Source organism: Flavobacterium olei (assembly GCF_039749035.1).
In the GTDB taxonomy this organism is placed as follows: Bacteria; Bacteroidota; Bacteroidia; order Flavobacteriales; family Flavobacteriaceae; genus Flavobacterium; species Flavobacterium olei.
Window position 1 is genome coordinate 680,727 of the sequence record NZ_JBDKWC010000004.1, and the last position, 22,502, is coordinate 703,228.

The following is a 22,502-nucleotide window of genomic DNA, read 5'->3' on the forward strand; positions in this document are numbered from 1 at the left end:
AATAATTACACTTAAAAGGAAAGACCACATTTTTTGACTTTTAAGATTAACATGACTAACTAACAAAAACCAATTTTTTATGACTAATTTTTTTATTACGATTAAATCAAAGTATTTAAAAAGCTTTGGTTTTCTGATCCTCATGTGTTTGTTTTCATTTCAAATGAAAGCACAAACTACGGTTACCGGAACAGTATCTGATTCTAAAGGTCCGATTCCTGGTGCCAATGTCAATTTAAAAGGTACTAAAACCGGAGTAAGTACCAGTTTTGATGGTACCTATTCTATTAATGTACCTTCTAATGGTATTCTTGTCATTAGCTTTATTGGTCTTAAATCCAAAGAAGTTGCTGTAAACGGGCAAACAAAACTCAATATTGTGCTCGAAGAAGATTCTAATTCCTTAAAAGAAGTGGTGGTTATCGGATATGGTACACAGCGAAAAGAAGCAGTAACCGGATCTGTAGCTTCAATTGGCGGTAAGGAATTAAATGAAGTGCTGTCTGCCAATATAACGCAGGCATTGCAGGGAAGACTGGCTGGTGTAGAATTATTGCAGACTTCTTCTAAGCCAGGTGCGGCCATGCAGATTCGTATTCGTGGTACCAGATCGCTTACAGGAAGTAATGATCCTTTAATTGTACTGGATGGAGTGCCTTTTGCAGGTTCAATTGGAGATATAAATCCTGTAGACATTAAATCTATAGATATTCTGAAGGATGCTTCTGCAACAGCTATTTATGGTTCACGCGGTGCAAATGGTGTAATATTGGTAACCACAAATAAAGGACGTAAAAACCAAAAAGCCTCATTTACTTATAGTGGTTATAGTGGTATAAAACAGGTATTTGGTCAATATGATATGATGAATGGTGCTAAATTTGCAGCTCTTCGTGACTATAGTGGTCTTTATACCGATGGTTTGGATGAATCAAGGTCAACCAATACAAACTGGCAGGATAAACTTTATGGTGCCGGTGAAATGATTAGTCATGACGTTAGTGTAACAGGAGGTGCAGAACGCAGTTCCTATAATGCAGGTTTAGGATATTATAAAGAAGAATCTGTTTTACCGGGACAGTCTTTTGAGCGTTTTTCGCTGAGAGCAGGTTTAGACCAACAGATAGGAGGAGCTTTTCGTATCGGATTTAGTACAAACAGCAACTATGCAGTTACAAACGGTGACAATATTGGTACAGGAACTACTTTGGGAACTTCTCCCTTGGCAAGTGCGTATAATGCAGACGGTTCCTTAAAAAGAACAGTACGAATGGCAGCAGATGAACAATGGGTCTACACAAGAGAATCTATCAATAATCTGGGAGAATCCTATGTGAATTTAAACAAAGCATTTAGTTCGTATAATAATATTTTTGCTGAGGTAAAGATTCCGGGTGTAGAAGGTTTGAAATATCGAATGAATACAGGATTGAATTTCAGAACAGCCAATAATGGTTATTATGAAGGACAGGGTGTATTTGATGTTAATCCGGCAACAATATCAGAAGCGGCTATACGAAACGAAATGTCGACTCAGTGGCTTATCGAAAACTTAATTACGTATGATAAAACTTTCTCAGAGAAACACACAATTAACTTTGTAGGTTTGTATTCTAATGAGCAATATACGGGTAATACATCCAGAATAACCAGAAAAGGGATAACTTCTGATGCATTTCAGTTTTATAATTTAGGTCAAAGTGAAGAACCTGTAATTATTCCTCCCGGAGATCAGGATTATACACAATGGGGATTAAGTTCTTATATGGCAAGAGCGATGTATTCTTATGATAATAAATATTTCATTTCAGGAACGGTTCGTTCAGACGGATCATCAAGATTGTCAGAAGGAAATAAATGGGTAACTTATCCGGCAGTTTCGGCAGGATGGACGCTTTCTAATGAATCTTTTATGAAAAAGATTTCATGGATTAATTTAATAAAATTACGCGCGGGTTACGGGGAAACTTCCAATCAGGCCGTTAATCCATATTCTACTTTGGGATCTTTAAGCACAAGACCATACAATTTTGGAAACACAAATTCAACCGGAGTTTATGTAACCGAATTACCAAACGCCGATTTAGGCTGGGAGTATTCTAAAACATGGAATTACGGATTAGATTTTGGTTTCTTTAATAACCGTCTTACCGGTACTTTAGAATATTATAAAACCAACACAAAAGATCTGCTGCAAAGAGTAAATCTTCCTGTAACATCTGGTGTTAGCAGTTACGTAGCCAACGTAGGAGAAAGCGAAAACAAAGGATATGAAATCTCTTTAAACGGAGTTATACTGGATAATCCGGACGGTTTAACATGGTCGGTTGGCTTTAATTTATACAGCAATGACAATAAACTGGTTAAACTGGCATCGGGAGCAACGAGAGATGAAGGGAATTCATGGTTTGTAGGACATAATATTAATTCTATTTATGATTTTGAAAAAGTGGGTTTATGGCAGGAAGGTGATCCTTACATGTCTATCTTAGAACCTGGACCTACCGGAGTTAATCAGCAGGGAACTATAGTAGGATCTGTCAAAGTAAAATATACCGGAGATTTTAATCCCGATGGTACACCAACACGTGCTATTAATGCAAGTGACAGGCAGATTATCGATACAGATCCTGATTTTCAGGGAGGTTTCAATACAAACTTAACCTACAAAGGATTTGATTTTTCTGCTGTTGGAGCATTTAAAAGCGGTGGAGTATTGGTAAGTACTTTATATGGAGGAGCCAGTTATCTTAATCTGCTAAATGGCCGAAGAAGTAATGTGGATGTAGACTACTGGACGCCGGACAATACAGATGCAGAATTCCCAAATCCAAGAGGAATCAGAAGTGGTGATAATCCAAAATACATGTCAACCATGGGATATTTTGATGCTTCTTATTTAAAAATCAGAGCTTTGACTTTAGGATATACTTTGGATCAGGAATTTATGAGAAAAATGGGTATAGAAAAGCTGAGACTTTATTTTACTGCACAAAATCCTTTTGTATTCTTTTCTCCTTATCATAAAATGTCAGGAATGGATCCGGAAACAAATTCATACGGAGATGAAAATCAGGCAGTAAGTTCATATCAGCGTCGATTTTTGGTTATCGGAACAAATACACCAACAACCAGAAATTATTTATTAGGAATTAATTTAACATTTTAATCCAGAAGAACTATGAAACGATATATTTTAAAGAAATTAATTATAGGATCAGTTGTTTTGTTCTCCTTTGCAGGCTGTTCTGATATTTTAGAAGAGAAACCACATGATTTTTATGAGCCGGGATATTTTAAAACGGAACAGGGAGTATTACAGGGATTAACTTCCCATTACGCTCACTTACGCTGGATATACGGTCAGGCTTATTATTACAATGCTACTCAGACGGGTACAGATGAATACACCTACGCACAACAGGCCGACGGAAACTTTAAGGACCATGATCTTTCCGGAGTTGGAGTGATTAATCCTATTACCAGCCGTGCCGATGTAGTTTGGAATAACTCTTATAATGACATCAATACAGCCAGCGGTATTATCGAAAATGGTGCAGCAGTAGGGGTTGCAACGAGTTTAATTGCAGAGTCAAAATTTTTCAGGGCTTTCGATTACTTTCTATTAGTACAGACATTTGGAGGTGTACCTTTAGATTTAGGTGCGGGAGAATTGAAATTCAACACCAAACCTTCCAGATCTTCTAAGAGAAATACTGTAACAGAAGTCTATACAAAAGCCATATTTCCGGATTTGACAGCAGCTGTAAACGAATTACCAGATGCACCAAGGCTTACAGGTACAGCAACCAAAACTTTAGCAAGACTAATATTGGCAAAAGCGTATCTTACTTACGGATGGTGGCTCGAGAATCCGAACAATATTCCGACTTATCCTGATACGCCAAGAACAGATCCTGACGGACATGATGCTCAATGGTATTTCCAACAGGCTTATAATGTTGCATTAGAAGGAATTAATAACCCGGGAACTTACGGATTATTACCCTATTATTATGATGTAAATCTGGGATCAAATGACCGTAATAAAGAGATGATGTTATATGCAGATCATACTCAGGCAAGTGAATATTATAATGGAGGAAGTCTCACCTACGGTAGTGGCGGTTCTCCGGACAACTTCGCCGGCTGGATGGGAACCTGGGACTATACTGCTATTAGAAGTAAAAATGCTGCCGGCGCTGCGGTTTCGCCTGTACAAAGAGCAGCAGACCAATTTTTAGGACGCCCGTGGACCAGAATGGCGCCGCCAATCGAGGTTTTTACAAAAACTTTTGCAGATAAAACAAATGATTCCAGATATGACGGAACGTTTACAACCACTTATCGCGGTAACTGGAACTTAACAGGAACGGGATTAACAGATGTAGCCACACTTTACAACGCAAATTCGTTACCGGTTAAACCGGGTGATGCTATTTTATCTTTCCTTAATGATGAACCGGCAACGCCGATTAACTATACAGCGGGAAGCAGTAATATTGGCGCAGGAATTTTACCGGGAAGAGCTGATTATGTAATTTCTCCACTGGGAATAAGCCGAAGAGTATATCCGGGTTTATGGAAATACGGACCTTATCGTACAGATAATGCAGGTGGATTAGGGCAGCCTAATGCCGGTAGTACAAGACCTTATCCTATTGCTAAATTTTCGGAACTTTACTTTGTGGCGGCAGAAGCAGCGGTAAAAGGAGCGGCCGGAGCAATGTCGGCAAGAGATCTTATTAATGTAATACGTGCACGTGCAGGAAAATGGCGCTGGTTTAATAATGGTAATGTTGCAAAATCGGCAGACAATAGTGCTTTGTTAACAGGTGCAACTCCTACTGTAATCGATATTAATTATATTTTGGAAGAACGTTCGCGAGAGTATTTCGGTGAAGGATATCGTTGGTTTGATTTGGTAAGAACGCAAAAATGGAACGAACTTGCAGGGAAATATTCTATTGGAGGTCCAAATATTGGCGATCATACCCCACAGGTTATTACAAGAACGATCGAACCGTATCACTATTTGCGTCCAATTCCACAGGGACAAATGGACGGAATGGAAATGTCTGCTTCAGAAAAAGCAGCTTATCAAAATCCCGGATATTAAACCGAACTTTCATCAGGTTTAATTACAATTTAAATGCTAATTTACAGATCATATTACTTCTGGTCTTAAGTTCATTAGTTAAAGCCGAGGAGTAAAACACTCGGCTTTTAATTTTATCGAAAAAAGAACTAAGGCATCAAATATTAAAAAAATAATAATACCTAAGCAATGAAGCAGCAACACCTATTTATTTTACTTTTTGTACTATCTGTTTTTTCTTCTAAAGATCTAAAAGCCCAAAATACCGGCACAAAGAAGCAAACTCAAAAAGCACCTGTATTTTCTAATGTAATTTATCAGGGAGACGATCAGATTTATAAAAAATATCCTTTAAAAGCAGACGAATTTTATTCTCCTCTTTTACAAGGCTGTTATCCGGATCCGGCCATTACCAGAAAAGGAGATGATTATTATATGGTTTGTTCTTCGTTTGCGATGTTTCCGGGAGTGCCAATTTTTCACTCTAAAGATTTGGTTAACTGGACAGACCTGGGCGGCGTCTTAAATAAAGTATCCGAATTTAATCCGCATGATACCGGTATCAGCCAGGGTGTGTATGCGCCGGGCATCACTTATAATCCTCATAATGATACGTTCTATATGATTGTAACGGCATTTACAGGAAAAATGGGTAACATTATAGTAAAAACAAAAGATCCGAAAAAAAGTTGGGGAAGTCCTATTAAATTAGACTTTAACGGAATTGACCCTTGCATTTTTTTTGATGATAATGGTAAAGGGTACGTAGTTCATAATGATGCTCCTGATAAAGGAAAAGAATTATACAACGGTCATCGTGTAATTAAGGTATGGGAATACGATCTGGAAAAAGATCAGGTAATTCCGGGAACCGACAAAATCATAGTCGATGGTGGTGTTGATCTTTCTAAAAAACCAATATGGATAGAAGCGCCTCATTTGTATAAAAAAGATGGACATTATTATTTAATGTGTGCCGAAGGTGGTACAGGAGGAAACCACAGTGAAGTTATTTTTATCAGTGACAGTCCGAAAGGGCCATTCAAACCATCCTCAAATAATCCGATTTTAACCCAAAGATATTTTCCACAAAACAGACCTGATAAAGTTGATTGGGCAGGCCATGCCGATTTAGTTCTGGGACCCGATAATAAATATTACGGTGTATTTTTAGGCATCCGTCCAAACGAAAAGGACAGAGTAAATGCAGGTCGTGAAACCTTTATACTGCCGGTAGACTGGTCGGGAACTTTTCCTGTTTTCGAAAATGGCTTAGTGCCGATGGAACCAAAATTAAAAATGCCGAAAGGTGTAGAAAATAAAACAGGTAAAGATGGTTTTTTTCCTAACGGTAATTTTACGTTTACCGAAAATTTTACGTCAGATAAGTTAGATTACAGATGGATAGGTCTTAGAGGTCCGAGGGAAAATTTTATTTCAGTGACAAAAAAAGGTTTGCAGATTAATCCTTTTGAAGTTAATATTAAAGAGCTAAAACCAACTTCTACGCTTTTCTACAGACAACAACATAATGCTTTTTCATTTTCAACAACATTAGATTACAAACCGGAATCCGAGAAAAATCTTGCCGGAATTGTATGCCTGCAAAATGAACGTTTTAATTATGTTTTTGGCGTGACCAAAAAAGGAAAAGACACTTTTATACTATTGGAAAGAACAGAAAAAGGGGAATCACAAATTATGGCAAGTGCAAAAATTGAAATTAAGAAACCGTTGCGTCTGCAGGTAAAAGCAACCGGAGATAAGTATCAGTTTAGTTATGCTGTAAACGGAGTTGATTTTGAAAATCTTGGAAGTGAAGTTTCCGGAGATATTCTTTCAACCAATACAGCTGGCGGATTTACCGGTGCACTAATAGGTTTATATACCACTGCAGCCAATACTGCAGAACCTAAATAATAGGGAGAAAGTTTAATGCCTTAGAATTTTTTTATACTTAAACACCGATGATTTTACATTTTAAAAGATAAATATGATCAAAAGATATTCAAAATACATATTGTTTTTGCACTTGTTTATTTTACTGACAGGATGTAAAGTCAATCATACAGCATCAAAAACTACTGACAAATCAAACAACAAAAATTGGGTCGGTACCTGGGCGTGTGCTCAAATGTTGGTAGAACCCAACAACATGCCGCCTGCACCCGGACTTGAGAACAATACACTGCGACAGATAATTAAAGTTTCAATTGGCGGGGAAAAGATTCGATTGCGTTTTTCGAACTTATTTAGTGATCAGCCTACGGTTTTAAAATCAGTAAGCATTGCAAATGTAATTGATGCTCCGTCTGTTGAAAAAACGACCCAAAAAAATCTAAGTTTTAACGGAATGTCAGAAGTAACATTAAATCCCGGTCAGGAAGTATTTTCAGATGAGGTAGATTTTAAATTACAACCGGGTCAGCTTTTAGCGATTACCATTCATTACGGAAAAGCATCAGAAAAAACATCCGGACATCCGGGTTCGAGAACGACTTCTTATATTTTAGAAGGAAATCAGGATGATAATGCCACTTTTTCGGGAGCGGTAAAAACAGACCACTGGTACACGATTATGGGAGTAGATGTCACGGCATCCAAGAATGCAGCTGCTGTGGTTTGTTTAGGAAACTCCATTACAGACGGACGCGGATCTGGTACCAACAAACAAAATCGCTGGACAGATATTTTAGCGGCTAGATTAGCAACAGATAAAAACACTAAGAATGTTGGTGTCCTAAATTTAGGTATAGGAGGAAACTGCGTTGTAAAAGGTGGATTAGGTCCAACGGCATTAGACCGATTTGATCGTGATGTACTTTCTCAATCTGGAACAAAATGGTTGGTTATTCTGGAAGGAATAAACGACATTGGAGGAATTAAACGTGCAGAAGATGCGCCCGCCAAAGCACAGGAAATCATTGAAGCTTATCAAATTATGATTGACAAAGCACATGCAAAAGGGATAAAAGTATATGGCTGCACAATCCTGCCTTTTGAAAAATCATTTTATGATGCGCCGTTTAAACAGGATGCAAGAGATATAGTAAATGCATGGATAAGAAATAATCACTTTGATGCAATTATAGATTTTGACAAAGAAATGGCTGCTGAACCGGGATCTAAAACCATTTTGTCAACCCTGCACGATGGTGATTATTTACATCCGAATGAACTTGGCTACCGCCGAATGGGTGAAGCTATCGATTTAAATTTATTGAAGTAAAATCAGGACAGCATACGGCTTTTTAACGGCTGATGTTGAATAACAAATTTATTAAAATAATATGAAAGCAATAATCAGATTTTTTGCCGTTGTAATCCTTTTTTCAATAGGACAAAATGCGTATTCCCAGGATCCTAATTTCCATATTTATTTGAGTTTTGGTCAGTCCAATATGGAAGGTGCCGCGCCAATCGAACCGCAGGACAAACTGAATGTAAATTCTCGTTTTCAGGTTTTAGAGGCCGTAAATTGTCCGGATCTGGGCCGTGAAATGGGTAAATGGTATACTGCAGTTCCGCCTTTATGCCGATGTAAAACAGGATTTACCCCAACAGATAATTTCGGAAGAACAATGGTGGCCAGTCTTCCTGAGAATATAAAAGTCGGAATTGTAAATGTTGCCGTAGGAGGCTGTAAAATAGAACTTTTTGATAAAGATCAAGTCGAAAGTTACGTAAAAACAGCACCGGACTGGATGCTTGGGATGATTAAGGAATATAATGGAAGTCCGTATGCAAGATTGGTACAAATGGCAAAAATTGCACAAAAAAGCGGCGTTATAAAAGGAATTTTACTGCATCAGGGCGAATCGAATACGGGCGATACACTTTGGCCGAAAAAAGTCAAAATTGTATATGATAATTTGATGAAAGATCTGAATTTAGATCCTAAAAAAGTGCCCTTACTTTCTGGCGAAACTGTAAATGAAGAACAGAATGGAAAATGCGCCAGCATGAATAAAATTATTGCAACACTGCCAAAAACTATTCCAACGTCCTATGTTATTTCGTCCAGAGGATGTGCGGTAGCTCCCGATTTTTTACATTTTAATTCGGATGGATATAAAGAATTAGGAAAACGCTATGCTTTAAAAATGCTATCCTTAATGGGGTATAAATCTGATACTAAATCTGAACCTTTTATTGTTCAGGCACCGTTGGGTTTTGACCAGTTAAATACGAGTATACCAGCCGGAAAAGTTGAAACTATATCTTATGAATCCAAAACAGTTGGAACCACCAGAAAAGTAACCGTTTACACGCCACCGGGATTCAGTACAAAGAAAAAATATCCTGTCCTGTATCTTTTACACGGAATTGGAGGAGATGAAAAGGAATGGCTTAATGGTGGAAATCCGCAGATTATATTAGACAATTTGTATGCAGAAGGCAAATTAGAACCCATGATTGTCGTAATGCCAAACGGAAGAGCCATGAAAGATGACAGTGCTTCCGGAAACATAATGGCACCGGAAAAAGTACAGGCATTCGCCAACTTCGAAAAAGATTTACTAAATGATTTAATTCCGTTTATAGAAAAAAAATATCCGGTACTCAAAGACAGAGAACACCGCGCGATTGCCGGTTTATCGATGGGTGGAGGGCAATCCCTGAATTTTGGTTTAGGTAATTTAGACAAATTTGCCTGGGTAGGAGGATTTTCTTCGGCACCTAATACTAAAGTGCCTCAGGAATTAGTACCTAATCCGGAAGAAACAAAAAAGAAACTAAAGCTCCTGTGGATTTCCTGTGGAGATAATGACTGGCTCATCGAAAATAGTAAGCGTACCCATGATTATCTGTATAAAAATGATGTGCCTCATATCTATTATATTGAACCCGGCGTTCACGACTTCAAGGTATGGAAAAATGGATTATACATGTTTTCACAATTTTTATTCAAACCTGTAAATCAGTCTGCTTATGCAAAATATACTATTTTGGGTACAGCGGCGGAGACTAATATACGCAATGCAAAATATCCTCAGATATTGCCGGATAACAGGGTAATGTTTAAATTGAATGCTCCGGAAGCATCAAAAGTTCAGATTGACTTAGGCCGAAAGTACGATATGCAAAAAGACGAACAGGGTTTATGGGCGGTTACGACAGATGTAATCAACAAAGGCTTCAATTATTATTCGCTATTAATTGACGGTACAGCAGTGGCAGATCCATCAAGTGTAACTTTCTACGGAATGAGCCGTATGGCAAGCGGAATAGAAATTCCGAATAAGGAAGGTGCTTTTTATGATTTAAAAACAGTGCCCCATGGCGATATCAGAATAAAAAAGTACTTTTCAAAAACAACCAATTCGTGGCGCGAAATGTACGTTTACACACCGCCAGGTTATGAAAATGCTACTGAAAAATTCCCTGTTTTGTATCTGATGCACGGCGGCGGCGAAGATCAGACCGGATGGTCGGCGCAGGGAAAAGCCAATCTAATTCTTGATAATCTGATTGCTGAAAATAAAGCCAGACCCATGCTAATTGTTATGCTTGACGGAAATATGGGAAATACCGGTGGAGTTGCCGGTTTTAACGAAAATGCATTAAAAGCATTTGAAAAGGAATTAAAGAATGAAGCTATTCCTTTTGTCGAAAGTAATTTTAAAGCAGCAACCGATTCTAAAAACAGAGCGCTGGCAGGTCTATCAATGGGAGGACTTCAAACACTTTATACCGGAATTAAAAACTCTGAAATGTTTTCCAGCATCGGTGTGTTTAGTTCAGGATGGTGGGCAAATAATACCCAATTATCAGATCCGCAATATGAATTTATGGCAAAGAATACAGAGGCAATAAATGCCAATCTGAAAACATTCTGGATTTCGATGGGAGGTAAGGAAGATATCGCTTATGAAAATTGCAAAATTATGATGAAGAAGTTTGATAAAATGGGAATTAAATATAGCTACAGCGAGTATTCCGGTGGTCATACCTGGCCGGTTTGGAGACATGATTTAATGCAATTTTCACAAGTATTGTTCAAATAAGAATTTTAAAAATAAGCCATGAAGAGTTTTTCTAAATTTATTATTACCGTCGTCATTTCTTTGTTTTTCACCATAACAAAAGCTGCCCAGCCTTTCTTAACTACAGAAAAGGTACAGAATGTTATGGTTTTAAAAGAGAAATCCAAATCACTTTCTTTTTTTGTAAATTCAGGAACAGATGCGGGAATTTTGCGCGCAGTATATAATCTTCAATCCGACTTTGAACAAGTTACCGGAAATCGCCCCGTTCTTTTTAATCAAAACCCTAATACTGACTCCCCTTTAATAATAATCGGAATGATTGGTTCTAATTCGGTGATTGATGATTTAGTAAAACAGAAAAAAATCGACGGAAAAGCACTCAGAGGTAAAAATGAAAAATTTATTATTCAACATGTAAAAAATCCCTTTAAGGGAATAGAAGAAGCTCTTGTAATTGCAGGAAGTGATAAGCGCGGAACAATTTACGGGATTTATGAATTATCCAGACAAATTGGTATTTCGCCCTGGTATTACTGGGCAGATGTTCCGGTGCAACAAAAAGATACTATTTATTTTGTAAAAGGCATTTACACAGACGGAGAACCGGCTGTAAAGTATAGAGGAATTTTCTTAAATGATGAAGCGCCTGCACTAAGCGGTTGGGCAAAAGCCACATTTGGAGGTTTTAACAGTAAGTTTTACGAGAAAGTATTTGAGTTAATGCTGCGTCTCAAAGCCAATTATTTGTGGCCTGCCATGTGGGGAAATGCCTTTTATGACGATGACGCCTTAAGCGGACCTTTGGCAAATGAAATGGGAATTGTGATGGGCACTTCGCATCATGAGCCAATGGCTTTGGCACAAACAGACTGGCGACGCTACATCAAAAAAAATAATCTGCCGAATGTTTGGGATTATTCTAAAAACAAAACTGTTTTAGACGAATTCTGGAAAACAGGAATTCAGCGCAGTAAGGATTGGGAAAAAGTCGTAACTGTTGGAATGCGTGGAGACGGAGATGAAGCCATGAGCGAAGGAACAAACATAAGTTTATTAGAAAATATTGTAAAAGAACAGCGCAAAATTATAGAAAAAGAAACCGGTAAAAGTGCCGCAAAAACTCCTCAGGTCTGGGCTTTGTACAAGGAAGTACAGGATTATTATGATCAGGGAATGCGTGTTTCCGATGATGTAACCTTGTTGTTCTGCGATGATAACTGGGGAAATGTCCGTAAACTGCCGGATCCTGCAAAACCAATGCATAAAGGCGGTTACGGAATGTACTATCACTTTGATTATGTAGGCGGACCAAGAAACTCAAAATGGATTAACATTAGTCCGATACAAAGAGTTTGGGAACAAATGAATTTAAGCTATGAAAATGGCGTTAACAAAATCTGGATTGTAAATGTAGGGGACTTAAAACCAATGGAATTTCCGATCAGTTTCTTTCTGGATATGGCATGGAATCCTACAAGTTTCAATTCTCAGAATCTTTTTGAGTTTACAGAAAATTGGGCAACAGAGCAGTTTGGACAAAAATATTCTAAAGACATAGCCAGATTATTAAATACTTATCCAAAATATAACCGCCGTGTTACACCCGAAATGCTGGACAGCAAAACCTACAGTTTAGAAAATTACAATGAATTTGAAACTGTTGTCAATGAATACAAGAATTTAGCTTTAGATGCTTACAGAATTTATAACGAGCTTCCGAAAGAATATCAGGATGCTTATTTTCAATTAGTATTATATCCTATAGATGCTTGCTGCAACCTTTACGAAATGTATTTCGCTCAAGCGAAAAATAAAAAACTGGCAGAAGAAAAAAACAGTCTTGCTAACTATTATGCAGATGAGGTTAAAAAGAATTTTGAACGCGATTCTGTGCTGCAAAATAAATATAACAATGAAATTTCCGGCGGAAAATGGACGCATATTATGGACCAAATGCGTATTGGGTACAAAGCTTGGCATGACACTCCGAAAAATATTCTGCCAGAAGTCAGATATGTTTCAGACAAGGAAAAAGTTTCATCAACAGTATATTTAGAAAATGACGGATATGTTTCTATCATAGCCGGAAATTTTTCCAAAGCTAATAATTCAAAAAGCACGCATTGGGAAATACTACCGGATTTTGGAAAAACGCAAAGTGGCATCACTACATTTCCACAAAATAGTTATCCAACTTCAGACGAAAATATTTTTGTTGAATATGAAATTAATTTTAAATCAACGGGAGAATTTAATGTTGAACTTCTATTAGCGCCAACACTGAATTTCAATAATAACAAAGGACTTCGTTATGAAATTTCTTTTGATGGAGAAAAACCTCAGATCGTAAACTTTAATGGACATTATCGCGGAGAACTGGGAAAATGGCAGGCAGAACATATGATTCATTCTGCAACAAAACTTAGCATTACAAAGGCAGGAAAACATACGCTTCGTTTTCGTGTTTTGGATCCGGGAATTGTCCTGCAGAAAATACTGATCGATACCGGCGGCTTAAAACCATCTTATCTGGGGGCACCGGAAAGCGAAAGGACCGTGGAATAATTTCATTACTGACCAAGAACTAAAATTGGGCTTTTCCATTACATAATTGTACAACAATATTTTAAAATGAAAAATAGAATTATATACTGCTTATTGGTGTTGTCGACCAGTTTTGGTGCCGGCGCTCAAATGACTTTATTCAGCTTAAATGAAGTAAGACTTAGTGAAGGTCCTTTTAAAAATGCTCAGGATGTTGATCTGAAATATATTTTAGCCTTATATCCGGATAAACTTTTAGCACCTTATTTGATTGATGCCGGTCTTCCGACAAAATCTGACCGATACGGAAACTGGGAAAGTATAGGGCTTGACGGGCATATAGGCGGGCATTATCTTTCCGCATTAGCGATGATGTACGCTTCAACAGGAAATCCAGAATTGAAAGAAAGATTAAATTATATGGTATCTGAATTGGCTCGTTGTCAGGATAAAAATGGTAATGGTTACGTTGGCGGAATTCCGCAGGGAAAAGTTTTCTGGGATCGCATTCACAAAGGAGATATTGACGAAAGCAGTTTCGGATTAAATAATACCTGGGTTCCGATTTATAATATTCATAAACTTTTTGCCGGTTTAAACGATGCCTATCGTTATGCAGGAAGTCAAAAAGCAAAAGAAATTTTAATAAAATTAGGAGATTGGTTTATCGAATTAATTCGTCCGTTGTCTGAGGAACAAATTCAGAAAATATTAGCCACAGAACACGGCGGAATCAACGAATCTTTTGCTGATCTGTACATCATTACAAAAGATAAAAAATACCTTGCAACGGCTGAGAAAATTTCGCACAGAGCTTTATTAAATCCGTTATTAAAAAAAGGAGATAAATTGACAGGTTTGCACGCGAATACGCAAATACCAAAAGTTATTGGTTTTGAGAAAATTGCAGTTCTCGCCGGAAATAAAGAATGGTCTGATGCCGTAGAGTTTTTTTGGAACATGGTAACACAAAGACGAAGTGTAGCTTTTGGCGGTAATAGCGTTTCTGAACATTTTAATCCTGTAAATGATTTTAGTGGAATGATAAAGTCCAACGAAGGACCTGAAACCTGTAATTCCTATAATATGGAACGGCTTACTAAAGCGTTGTTTGTGGACCACGACGATGTAAGTTATCTTGATTTTTACGAGAGAACACTTTACAATCATATTCTTTCAAGCCAGCATCCGGAAAAAGGCGGATTTGTCTATTTTACACCTATTCGTCCCAATCACTATCGCGTTTATTCTCAGCCTGACACCAGCATGTGGTGCTGCGTCGGATCCGGACTTGAAAATCATACCAAATATGGAGAATTAATTTACAGTCATACAAATGATGCTGTATTTGTAAATCTGTTTATTCCGTCAGTTTTAAACTGGGCAGCAAAAGATCTGGAGTTAAAGCAAATTACCAAATTTCCGTATGAGAACGATTCAGAATTAGTTCTAAAACTTAAAAAAGCCAAAACCTTTGCGCTGAACATTCGCTATCCGAAATGGGCAGAAAATTTTGAAATTCTCGTGAATGGAAAAGAAGAAAAAAACACTTCTAAACCTTCTGCTTATGTTACGATTTCAAGAAAATGGAAATCGGGCGATAAAGTAAGCGTTCGATTTAAAACCTCAACCCATTTAGAAAATTTGCCTGATGGTTCAAACTGGTCGGCTTTTGTAAACGGCCCGATTGTGTTGGCAGCTAAAACCTCTACCGAAAATCTGGACGGTCTGTTTGCAGATGACAGTCGTATGGGACACGTCGCAAAAGGAAAATACATTCCGCTCGATAAAGCCTATGCATTGGTGGGAGAGAAGACAAGTTATGTTTCCAAACTTAAGGAAGAAGGAAACCTGAGATTCCGTTTAGATTCATTAGAATTAGAACCTTTTTTTGAAGTACATGATGCACGTTATCAAATGTATTTTCAAACTTTTTCCAAAGAAGAATACAAAGAAAAACAGGCCGCATTAAAACAACAGGAAATTGAAGCTTTGGCAATAGAAGCCAAAACAATTGATAAAATAAATTGTGGAGAGCAACAACCCGAAGTAGATCATTTGTACAAAGGCGAAAAAAGTAACTCCGGTTATGATGATGGAAAATTCTGGCGAAACACCCGTTCCTATATTTCCTATCAAATGCTAAACAAAAACAAGGCTGGTCAGTTTTTGTATATAACTGTTTTAGACCAACTTAAAACAGATGACTTCATGATTTTAATTAACGAAAAACCCGCCGAAATTTCAACAGAAAATAATGCGATCAAAATAAAAGTAGATAAACTTGATGTGGTGAATGTCAAAATTCTATCCAAAAACGGAAAAGAAAGTCCTAAGTTTTATCAATTGAGAATTGTTAAAGATTAAAAAGGAATTCCTGCAAGGTTTCCAAAACCTTGTAGGTTTAGCTGCTAATGCGCTCAAATTCCTATAAGTTTTTGGAAACCTTGCAGGAAAAGCGATGTGTTGATAAAGTGTTGAATAGGAATGAATTTTAGCTTTAAAATAAAAATATTAAAATGAAAATAAGAAAAGCCATTTACTATACCATTTTTCTAATAACGATAAGTATTATAACCGTTCAGGCTCAAAAAGGTAAAGCCCAAAATCCGGTAATTTATGCAGATGTGCCCGATTTATCAATAATTAGGGTAAACGACACATACTACATGAGCAGTACCACAATGCACATGAATCCGGGAGTTCCTATTATGAAATCAGATGATTTAATAAATTGGAAACTGCTTAATTATGCTTATCAAACGCTGGAAGAGAATGGCGATAAATTAAATTTAGATAACGGTAAAAATGATTATGGCAGAGGTTCATGGGCCAGCAGTCTGCGTTATCATAATGGTACTTATTATGTAAGCACCTTTTCTGGAACAACAGGCAAAACCTATATTTTTTCGACAAAAGATATAGAAAAAGGCCCGTGGAAAAGAATTGTTTTAAACAGTTCCTACCATGATCATTCCCTTTTATTTGATGATGATGGCAAAGTTTATCTGGTCTGGGGCGCAGGAAAACTTCAAATTATAGAATTGCAAAGCGACCTTTCGGCTGTTAAGGAAGAAACAAAAAGAATTTTAATAGAAAATGCCAATGCGCCTGCGGGAGATAATATTATGTTACCTTCTGAGGGATCTCAGCTTTTTAAAATTAAAGGAAAATATTATTTGTTTAATATCTGCTGGCCAAAAAATGGTATGCGCACCGTGATTATTCATAGAGCAGACACTATTTCGGGACCTTGGGAAGGAAAAATAGGTTTGCAGGATCAGGGTGTTGCACAAGGCGGACTTATCGATACTCCAGATGGCCGATGGTATTCTTACTTATTTAGAGATGCCGGAGGTGTAGGCCGTATTCCGTATCTCGTTCCTGTAAAATGGGAAAATGGCTGGCCAATTTTAGGCGAAAACGGAAAAGTACCCGAAAACCTGGATCTTCCGGCTAACAAAAGCCTTATTCCGGGAATTGTGAACTCGGATGAATTTGACCGTAAAAGCGGCGAAAATGATCTGCCATTGGTTTGGCAGTGGAACCATAATCCGGATAATTCACTTTGGTCTGTCACAGAAAGAAAAGGTTATTTACGATTAAAAACAGCACGTACAGACAGCAGTTTTGTTCAGGCAAAAAATACATTGACGCAAAGAACTTTTGGGCCTGTATGTTCGGGTAGCACTTTTGTTGCCGTTTCTAATATGAAAGAAGGCGATTTTGCAGGACTTTCGTTATTGCAAAAAGATTTCGGTCTGGTTGGTGTTAAAATTGAAAAGGGTGCAAAAAAAATCGTAATGATTGATGCCGAAAAAGGAAATCCAAAAGAAATAGAAAGTGTTCCTATAGATCAGGACAAAATATATCTTAAAGCCGAATGCGATTTTAAAGACAAAGCAGACACGGGAAGATTTTTCTACAGCTTAGACGGAAAAACATGGAAAGCTATTGGAAAACCAATTAAGCTGCCGTATACACTTCCTCATTTTATGGGCTATCGATTCGGACTTTTTAATTATGCGACCAAAAATACGGGAGGTTTTGCAGATTTTGATTATTTCCATATTGATGACAAAATTTCAAAAATGAATTAATTCATCTCTTCGTAAAAAACAATTTTTAAATGCAATTTTAAAATATAAAAACAATGAAAATTAGTTATCAATTAATTCTAAGTGTATTTTCAATATTTAGTTTAAACGCACAGCAGCTGCCCTATAAAAATCCAGCTTTAAGTTCAACAGAACGCGCAAAAGATTTAATTTCGAGATTAACGCTCGAAGAAAAAGCAGCATTAATGTGCGATCAGTCGGATGCTGTGCCAAGACTCGGAATTAAAAAATTTAACTGGTGGAGTGAAGCCCTGCACGGCTACGCAAATAATGACAATGTTACTGTTTTTCCTGAACCTATAGGAATGGCAGCTTCATTTGACGATCAATTATTATATCGTGTTTTTGATGCTGTTTCTGATGAAGCCAGAGCCAAATACAACCAGTGGATTAAAAACGGAAACGAAAACAAACGCTTTTTAAGCCTGTCGGTATGGACACCCAATGTCAATATATTCAGGGATCCGCGCTGGGGACGCGGTCAGGAAACTTACGGCGAAGATCCTTACCTGACCTCACGAATGGGAATTTCTGTTGTAAAAGGACTGCAGGGTCCAGCAGATGCTAAATACCGTAAACTTCTGGCTTGTGCCAAACATTTTGCCGTGCATTCGGGCCCGGAATGGAGCAGGCACGAACTGAATTTAAACAATGTAAATCCGCGTGAATTGTACGAAACCTATTTACCTGCTTTTAAAGCTTTGGTGCAAGAAGCAGATGTCCGCGAAGTAATGTGCGCCTATCAGCGTCTTGACGATGAACCTTGCTGCAGTAACACAAGATTATTACAGCGTATTCTTCGCGACGAATGGGGATTTAAATACATGGTAGTGTCAGATTGCGGAGCCGTTACCGATTTTTATACCACGCACAAAGTTTCATCAGATGCTACTCATGCGGCTTCAAAAGCGGTGCTTGCAGGAACGGATGTAGAATGCGTTTGGGAGAAATATCCCTTTAAAAATCTGCCGGAAGCGGTTGAAAAAGATTTAATTAAAGAAGCCGACATCAACAAAAGTTTACAGCGTGTTTTAGAAGGCCGTTTTGAGCTGGGCGAAATTGATGATGATGCTATAGTTCCGTGGGCGCAAATTCTGCCTTCAGTTCTCAACAGCAAAGAACATCAGCAGTTAGCATTAGAAATGGCTCAAAAATCAATGACATTACTTCAAAATAAAAATAATATTCTGCCTTTAAACAAAACAAGCAAAATTGCAGTTCTGGGACCAAACGCTGCCAACGAACCCATGTTATGGGGAAATTATAACGGAACGCCTGTTAAAACCATTACTATAAAAGACGGAATAGAATCAAAAACGGGTGCAGATAAAATCTTTTATGATAAAGCCAGTGATCTGGTTGAAGATAAAGTAAATCAAAGTTATTTTGATCAAATTTCGTTTGAAGGTAAGAAGGGAATGAAAGCCACGTATTGGAATAACCCGGACAGATCAGGCAATAGTGTGATTTCATTACAGATTACAAATCCGATCAAAATAACCACTGCCGGACAGCATGAATTTGCATCCGGAGTAAAACTCGAAGGATTTTCGGCAAAATATGAAACAGAATTTAAAGCAAAAGTAACCGATACACTTGTTTTTAAAACAGGTGCCACGGGTTATTTTGAATTAATAGTTAATGGAAAATCTATTGCAAAATACACCAATTGGCGCACCGTTCCCGGCAATATTCCGTTTCCGGTAGAAGCGGGGAAAACCTATAAAATCGAGATGCTTTTTACGCAGTCCAACAATTGGCAGGCGAATCTTGAATTTGATTTTGGTAAAGAATTTCCAATCGATTTTACTTCTTTAATCCAAAAATTAAAAGGAATTGACACTGTAGTATTTGTGGGTGGACTTTCGACTTTGCTTGAAGGTGAAGAAATGCCGGTTTCTTATCCCGGTTTTAAAGGTGGTGACCGAACCAATATAGATCTTCCGGCTGTTCAGAGAAAATGTTTAAAAGAACTAAAAGAAGCAGGGAAAAAAGTAATTTTTGTAAACTGTTCCGGTTCTGCTATAGCCTTAACGCCAGAAACTTCCAGCTGTGATGCTATTCTGCAGGCATGGTATCCGGGAGAATCCGGAGGTCAGGCTGTGGCCGATGTTCTTTTTGGAGATTATAATCCTGCCGGAAAACTGCCTGTTTCATTTTATAAAAATTCAGATATATTAGGCAATTTTGAAGATTATTCCATGAAAGGACGCACGTACAGATATACCACAGATGTATTGTTCCCTTTTGGTTTTGGATTAAGTTATTCTACGTTTAAAATAGGGACAGCAACACTGAGTAAAACTACTATTGAAGCAAATGAAAATATTCAATTAAACGTTCCTGTACAAAATGTTAGTAAACGTGACGGAACAGAGATTGTTCAGGTATATGTTAGAAAAGTAAAGGATACAGACGGTCCTTTAAAAACATTAAAAGCTTTTAAAAGAATAAATGTAAAAGCAGGTAATAAAGAAAATGTAACCCTTGACCTACCGTCTTCTTCATTTGAGTTTTACGATGCTAAAACAATGGCAATGAAAGTGACCCCGGGAGAATATGAGGTATATTATGGGAATAGTTCTGCTGCAAAAGATTTAAAAATGACAAAACTTATTATTCGATAAAAGCTGATTTTGCAGCATCAATGGTATTAGATAATTAAAAAATAATAATTAAAGTCTGCTATGAATTTTAAAACTGTTATAGGTTTATGTTTAATTGGTTTTTTTAAACTAAACGCGCAATCAACTGTAAAAAGTCCGGATGGAAAACTGCAAGTTTCCGTTTCTGTTGCTAGTGGAATGCCTGTTTATGGTGTAACGTACAATGAAAAAACTTTCTTGGAAAAATCGCCGTTGGGTTTAAAAACAAGCGTTGGTGATTTTAGTTCCGGATTAAGTTTAGAAACTAATATCGTCCAGAATAAAATTGAAGAAAAATATGAATTGAAAAATATCAAAAAAAGTGCTGTGCATTACAATGCCAATGAAGCGGTATTTTCGTTTACAAAAGAGGGACAAGCAGCCATAGATGTAATTTTTCGCGTAAGCAATAACAATGTGGCTTTTAAATACAAAGTATATACTCAAAAAGAATCCCGTTCCTGTGTGGTTCAGGAGGAAGTTTCCGGCTTTCTTTTACCGGAAGGAACCACCACATTTCTTTGTCCACAAAGTAAACCAATGACCGGATTTGCACGGACAGCGCCAAGCTACGAAACTTCTTATACGCTGGATGATAGTATGGGTAAAAACGGGCTGGGAAATGGGTATTCCTTTCCGTGTCTTTTTAAAGTAAAAAATAACTGCTGGATTTTGATTTCAGAAACCGGCGTAGACAGTGGTTATTGTGCCAGTAAGTTAACAGGTCATGCGAACGGCCTTTACACCATTGGATTTCCGGCAGAAGGTGAAAATAATGGAAACGGAACAACAGCGCCCGGAATACCGCTTACAGGAGAAACGCCATGGCGAACACTAACTTTTGGTGAAATGCTTGCACCCATTGTAGAAACTACCATTCCGTTTGATCTGGTTAAGCCAAAATACAAAGCAGGTAAAGAATATCAATACACAAAAGGTACCTGGAGCTGGATTATTAAAATGGACAACAATACTACTTTTCCGGTCCAAAAACAATATATTGATTTTAGTGCAGCAATGGGATATCAGACTGTTTTGGTTGATGCTCTATGGGATACACAGATAGGTCGTGAGAAGATAGAAGAATTGGCAGACTATGGAAAAGCAAAAGGAGTAGGGCTGTATTTGTGGTACAATTCAAACGGATATTGGAATGATGCTCCGCAAGGTCCGAGAGGTTTAATGGATAATACCGCAATCCGCCGTAAGGAAATGGCATGGATGAAAAGTATAGGCGTAAAAGGTATTAAAGTTGATTTTTTTGGCGGAGACAAACAAGTAACCATGAAATTATACGAGGATATTCTGACTGATGCCAACGATTTCGGAATAATGGTTATTTTTCACGGCTGTACTTTACCACGCGGTTGGGAAAGAATGTATCCCAATTTTGCCGCTGCAGAAGCCGTGTTGGCAAGCGAAAATTTACATTTTGGACAGGAAAGCTGTAATAATGAAGCAACCAATGCTGCCATACATCCGTTTATAAGAAACACGGTTGGTAGTATGGATTTTGGTGGAAGTGCATTAAATGAGTTTTATAACAGTGACAATATTCCCAACAAAGGCTCGAAAAGAATGACTTCTGATGTCTTTGCTTTAGCGACCGCGGTATTGTTTCAGAGTGGTGTACAACATTTTGCGCTGGCACCGAACAACTTAAACGATGCTCCGGAATGGGCAGTTAACTTTATGAAAGAAGTGCCAACAACCTGGGATGAAGTTCGCTTTCTGGAAGGCTATCCGGGGAAATATGTACTGCTTGCGCGTCGTACAGGAAGCAAATGGTACATTGCTGGAATTAATGCTGAAAAGAAAACATTAAAAGCCAGAGTAAGACTTGACATGTTTGGTTTGGGAACAGAAGTGAAAAGCTACACCGATGATAAAAACTTAAAAGGCAAAGTAACCAAACTGAAGATTAAGAAGAATCAGGAAGTCGAAATCAGTATTCCGTGTAATGGCGGCGTATTAATAACCAATTAAATTTACGACATAAATAGATTACGTATTTTAGTATTCCATTGAAAACCATCTTATTCAGATGGTTTTTTTTCTTTTAAAGGCTAAATCCTAATCACTTAATTTCTGGTTCAAAAATTTGATG

10 protein-coding genes are annotated in these 22,502 nt (G+C 37.6%); all 10 read left to right on the forward strand.

All coding sequences use genetic code 11. The features are described 5' to 3' along the window. Positions 1-79: 79 nt before the first annotated feature. The 10 genes from ABEB31_RS13835 (at position 80) to ABEB31_RS13880 (ending at position 22,381) form a co-directional block, all read left to right on the forward strand. Entirely contained in the window at positions 80-3,169 is a 3,090-nt protein-coding gene (locus ABEB31_RS13835) for a SusC/RagA family TonB-linked outer membrane protein (protein ID WP_347052216.1), read from the forward strand. Positions 3,170-3,181: 12 nt separating this feature from the next. Beyond that, complete coding sequence (locus tag ABEB31_RS13840; protein ID WP_347052217.1) at positions 3,182-5,119, forward strand: RagB/SusD family nutrient uptake outer membrane protein; 1,938 nt, start codon at positions 3,182-3,184, stop codon at positions 5,117-5,119. A gap of 168 nt (positions 5,120-5,287) precedes the next feature. After that, positions 5,288-7,018 (forward strand): glycoside hydrolase family 43 protein, encoded by a 1,731-nt coding sequence (locus tag ABEB31_RS13845; RefSeq protein ID WP_347052218.1) that lies wholly within the window; start codon positions 5,288-5,290, stop codon positions 7,016-7,018. Positions 7,019-7,091: 73 nt separating this feature from the next. Beyond that, positions 7,092-8,327, forward strand: coding sequence for an SGNH/GDSL hydrolase family protein (locus ABEB31_RS13850; RefSeq protein WP_347052219.1), 1,236 nt, complete (start codon positions 7,092-7,094; stop codon positions 8,325-8,327). 61 nt (positions 8,328-8,388) lie between these two features. Then, a complete protein-coding gene (locus tag ABEB31_RS13855) occupies positions 8,389-11,106 on the forward strand; it encodes an alpha/beta hydrolase-fold protein (protein ID WP_347052220.1) in 2,718 nt (905 codons plus the stop codon). An 18-nt stretch (positions 11,107-11,124) separates the two neighbouring features. Beyond that, complete coding sequence (locus ABEB31_RS13860; RefSeq protein ID WP_347052221.1) at positions 11,125-13,653, forward strand: glycosyl hydrolase 115 family protein; 2,529 nt, start codon at positions 11,125-11,127, stop codon at positions 13,651-13,653. Positions 13,654-13,719: 66 nt separating this feature from the next. Next, complete coding sequence (locus tag ABEB31_RS13865; protein WP_347052222.1) at positions 13,720-15,999, forward strand: glycoside hydrolase family 127 protein; 2,280 nt, start codon at positions 13,720-13,722, stop codon at positions 15,997-15,999. 152 nt (positions 16,000-16,151) lie between these two features. Then, complete coding sequence (locus tag ABEB31_RS13870; protein ID WP_347052223.1) at positions 16,152-17,732, forward strand: glycoside hydrolase family 43 protein; 1,581 nt, start codon at positions 16,152-16,154, stop codon at positions 17,730-17,732. A gap of 53 nt (positions 17,733-17,785) precedes the next feature. After that, a complete protein-coding gene (gene xyl3A, locus ABEB31_RS13875; RefSeq protein WP_347052224.1) occupies positions 17,786-20,377 on the forward strand; it encodes a xylan 1,4-beta-xylosidase in 2,592 nt (863 codons plus the stop codon). Positions 20,378-20,437: 60 nt separating this feature from the next. Further along, positions 20,438-22,381 carry a glycoside hydrolase family 97 protein gene (locus ABEB31_RS13880; protein ID WP_347052225.1) on the forward strand — a complete coding sequence of 648 codons (1,944 nt, stop codon included), beginning with the start codon at positions 20,438-20,440 and terminating at the stop codon, positions 22,379-22,381. Positions 22,382-22,502: the final 121 nt, after the last annotated feature.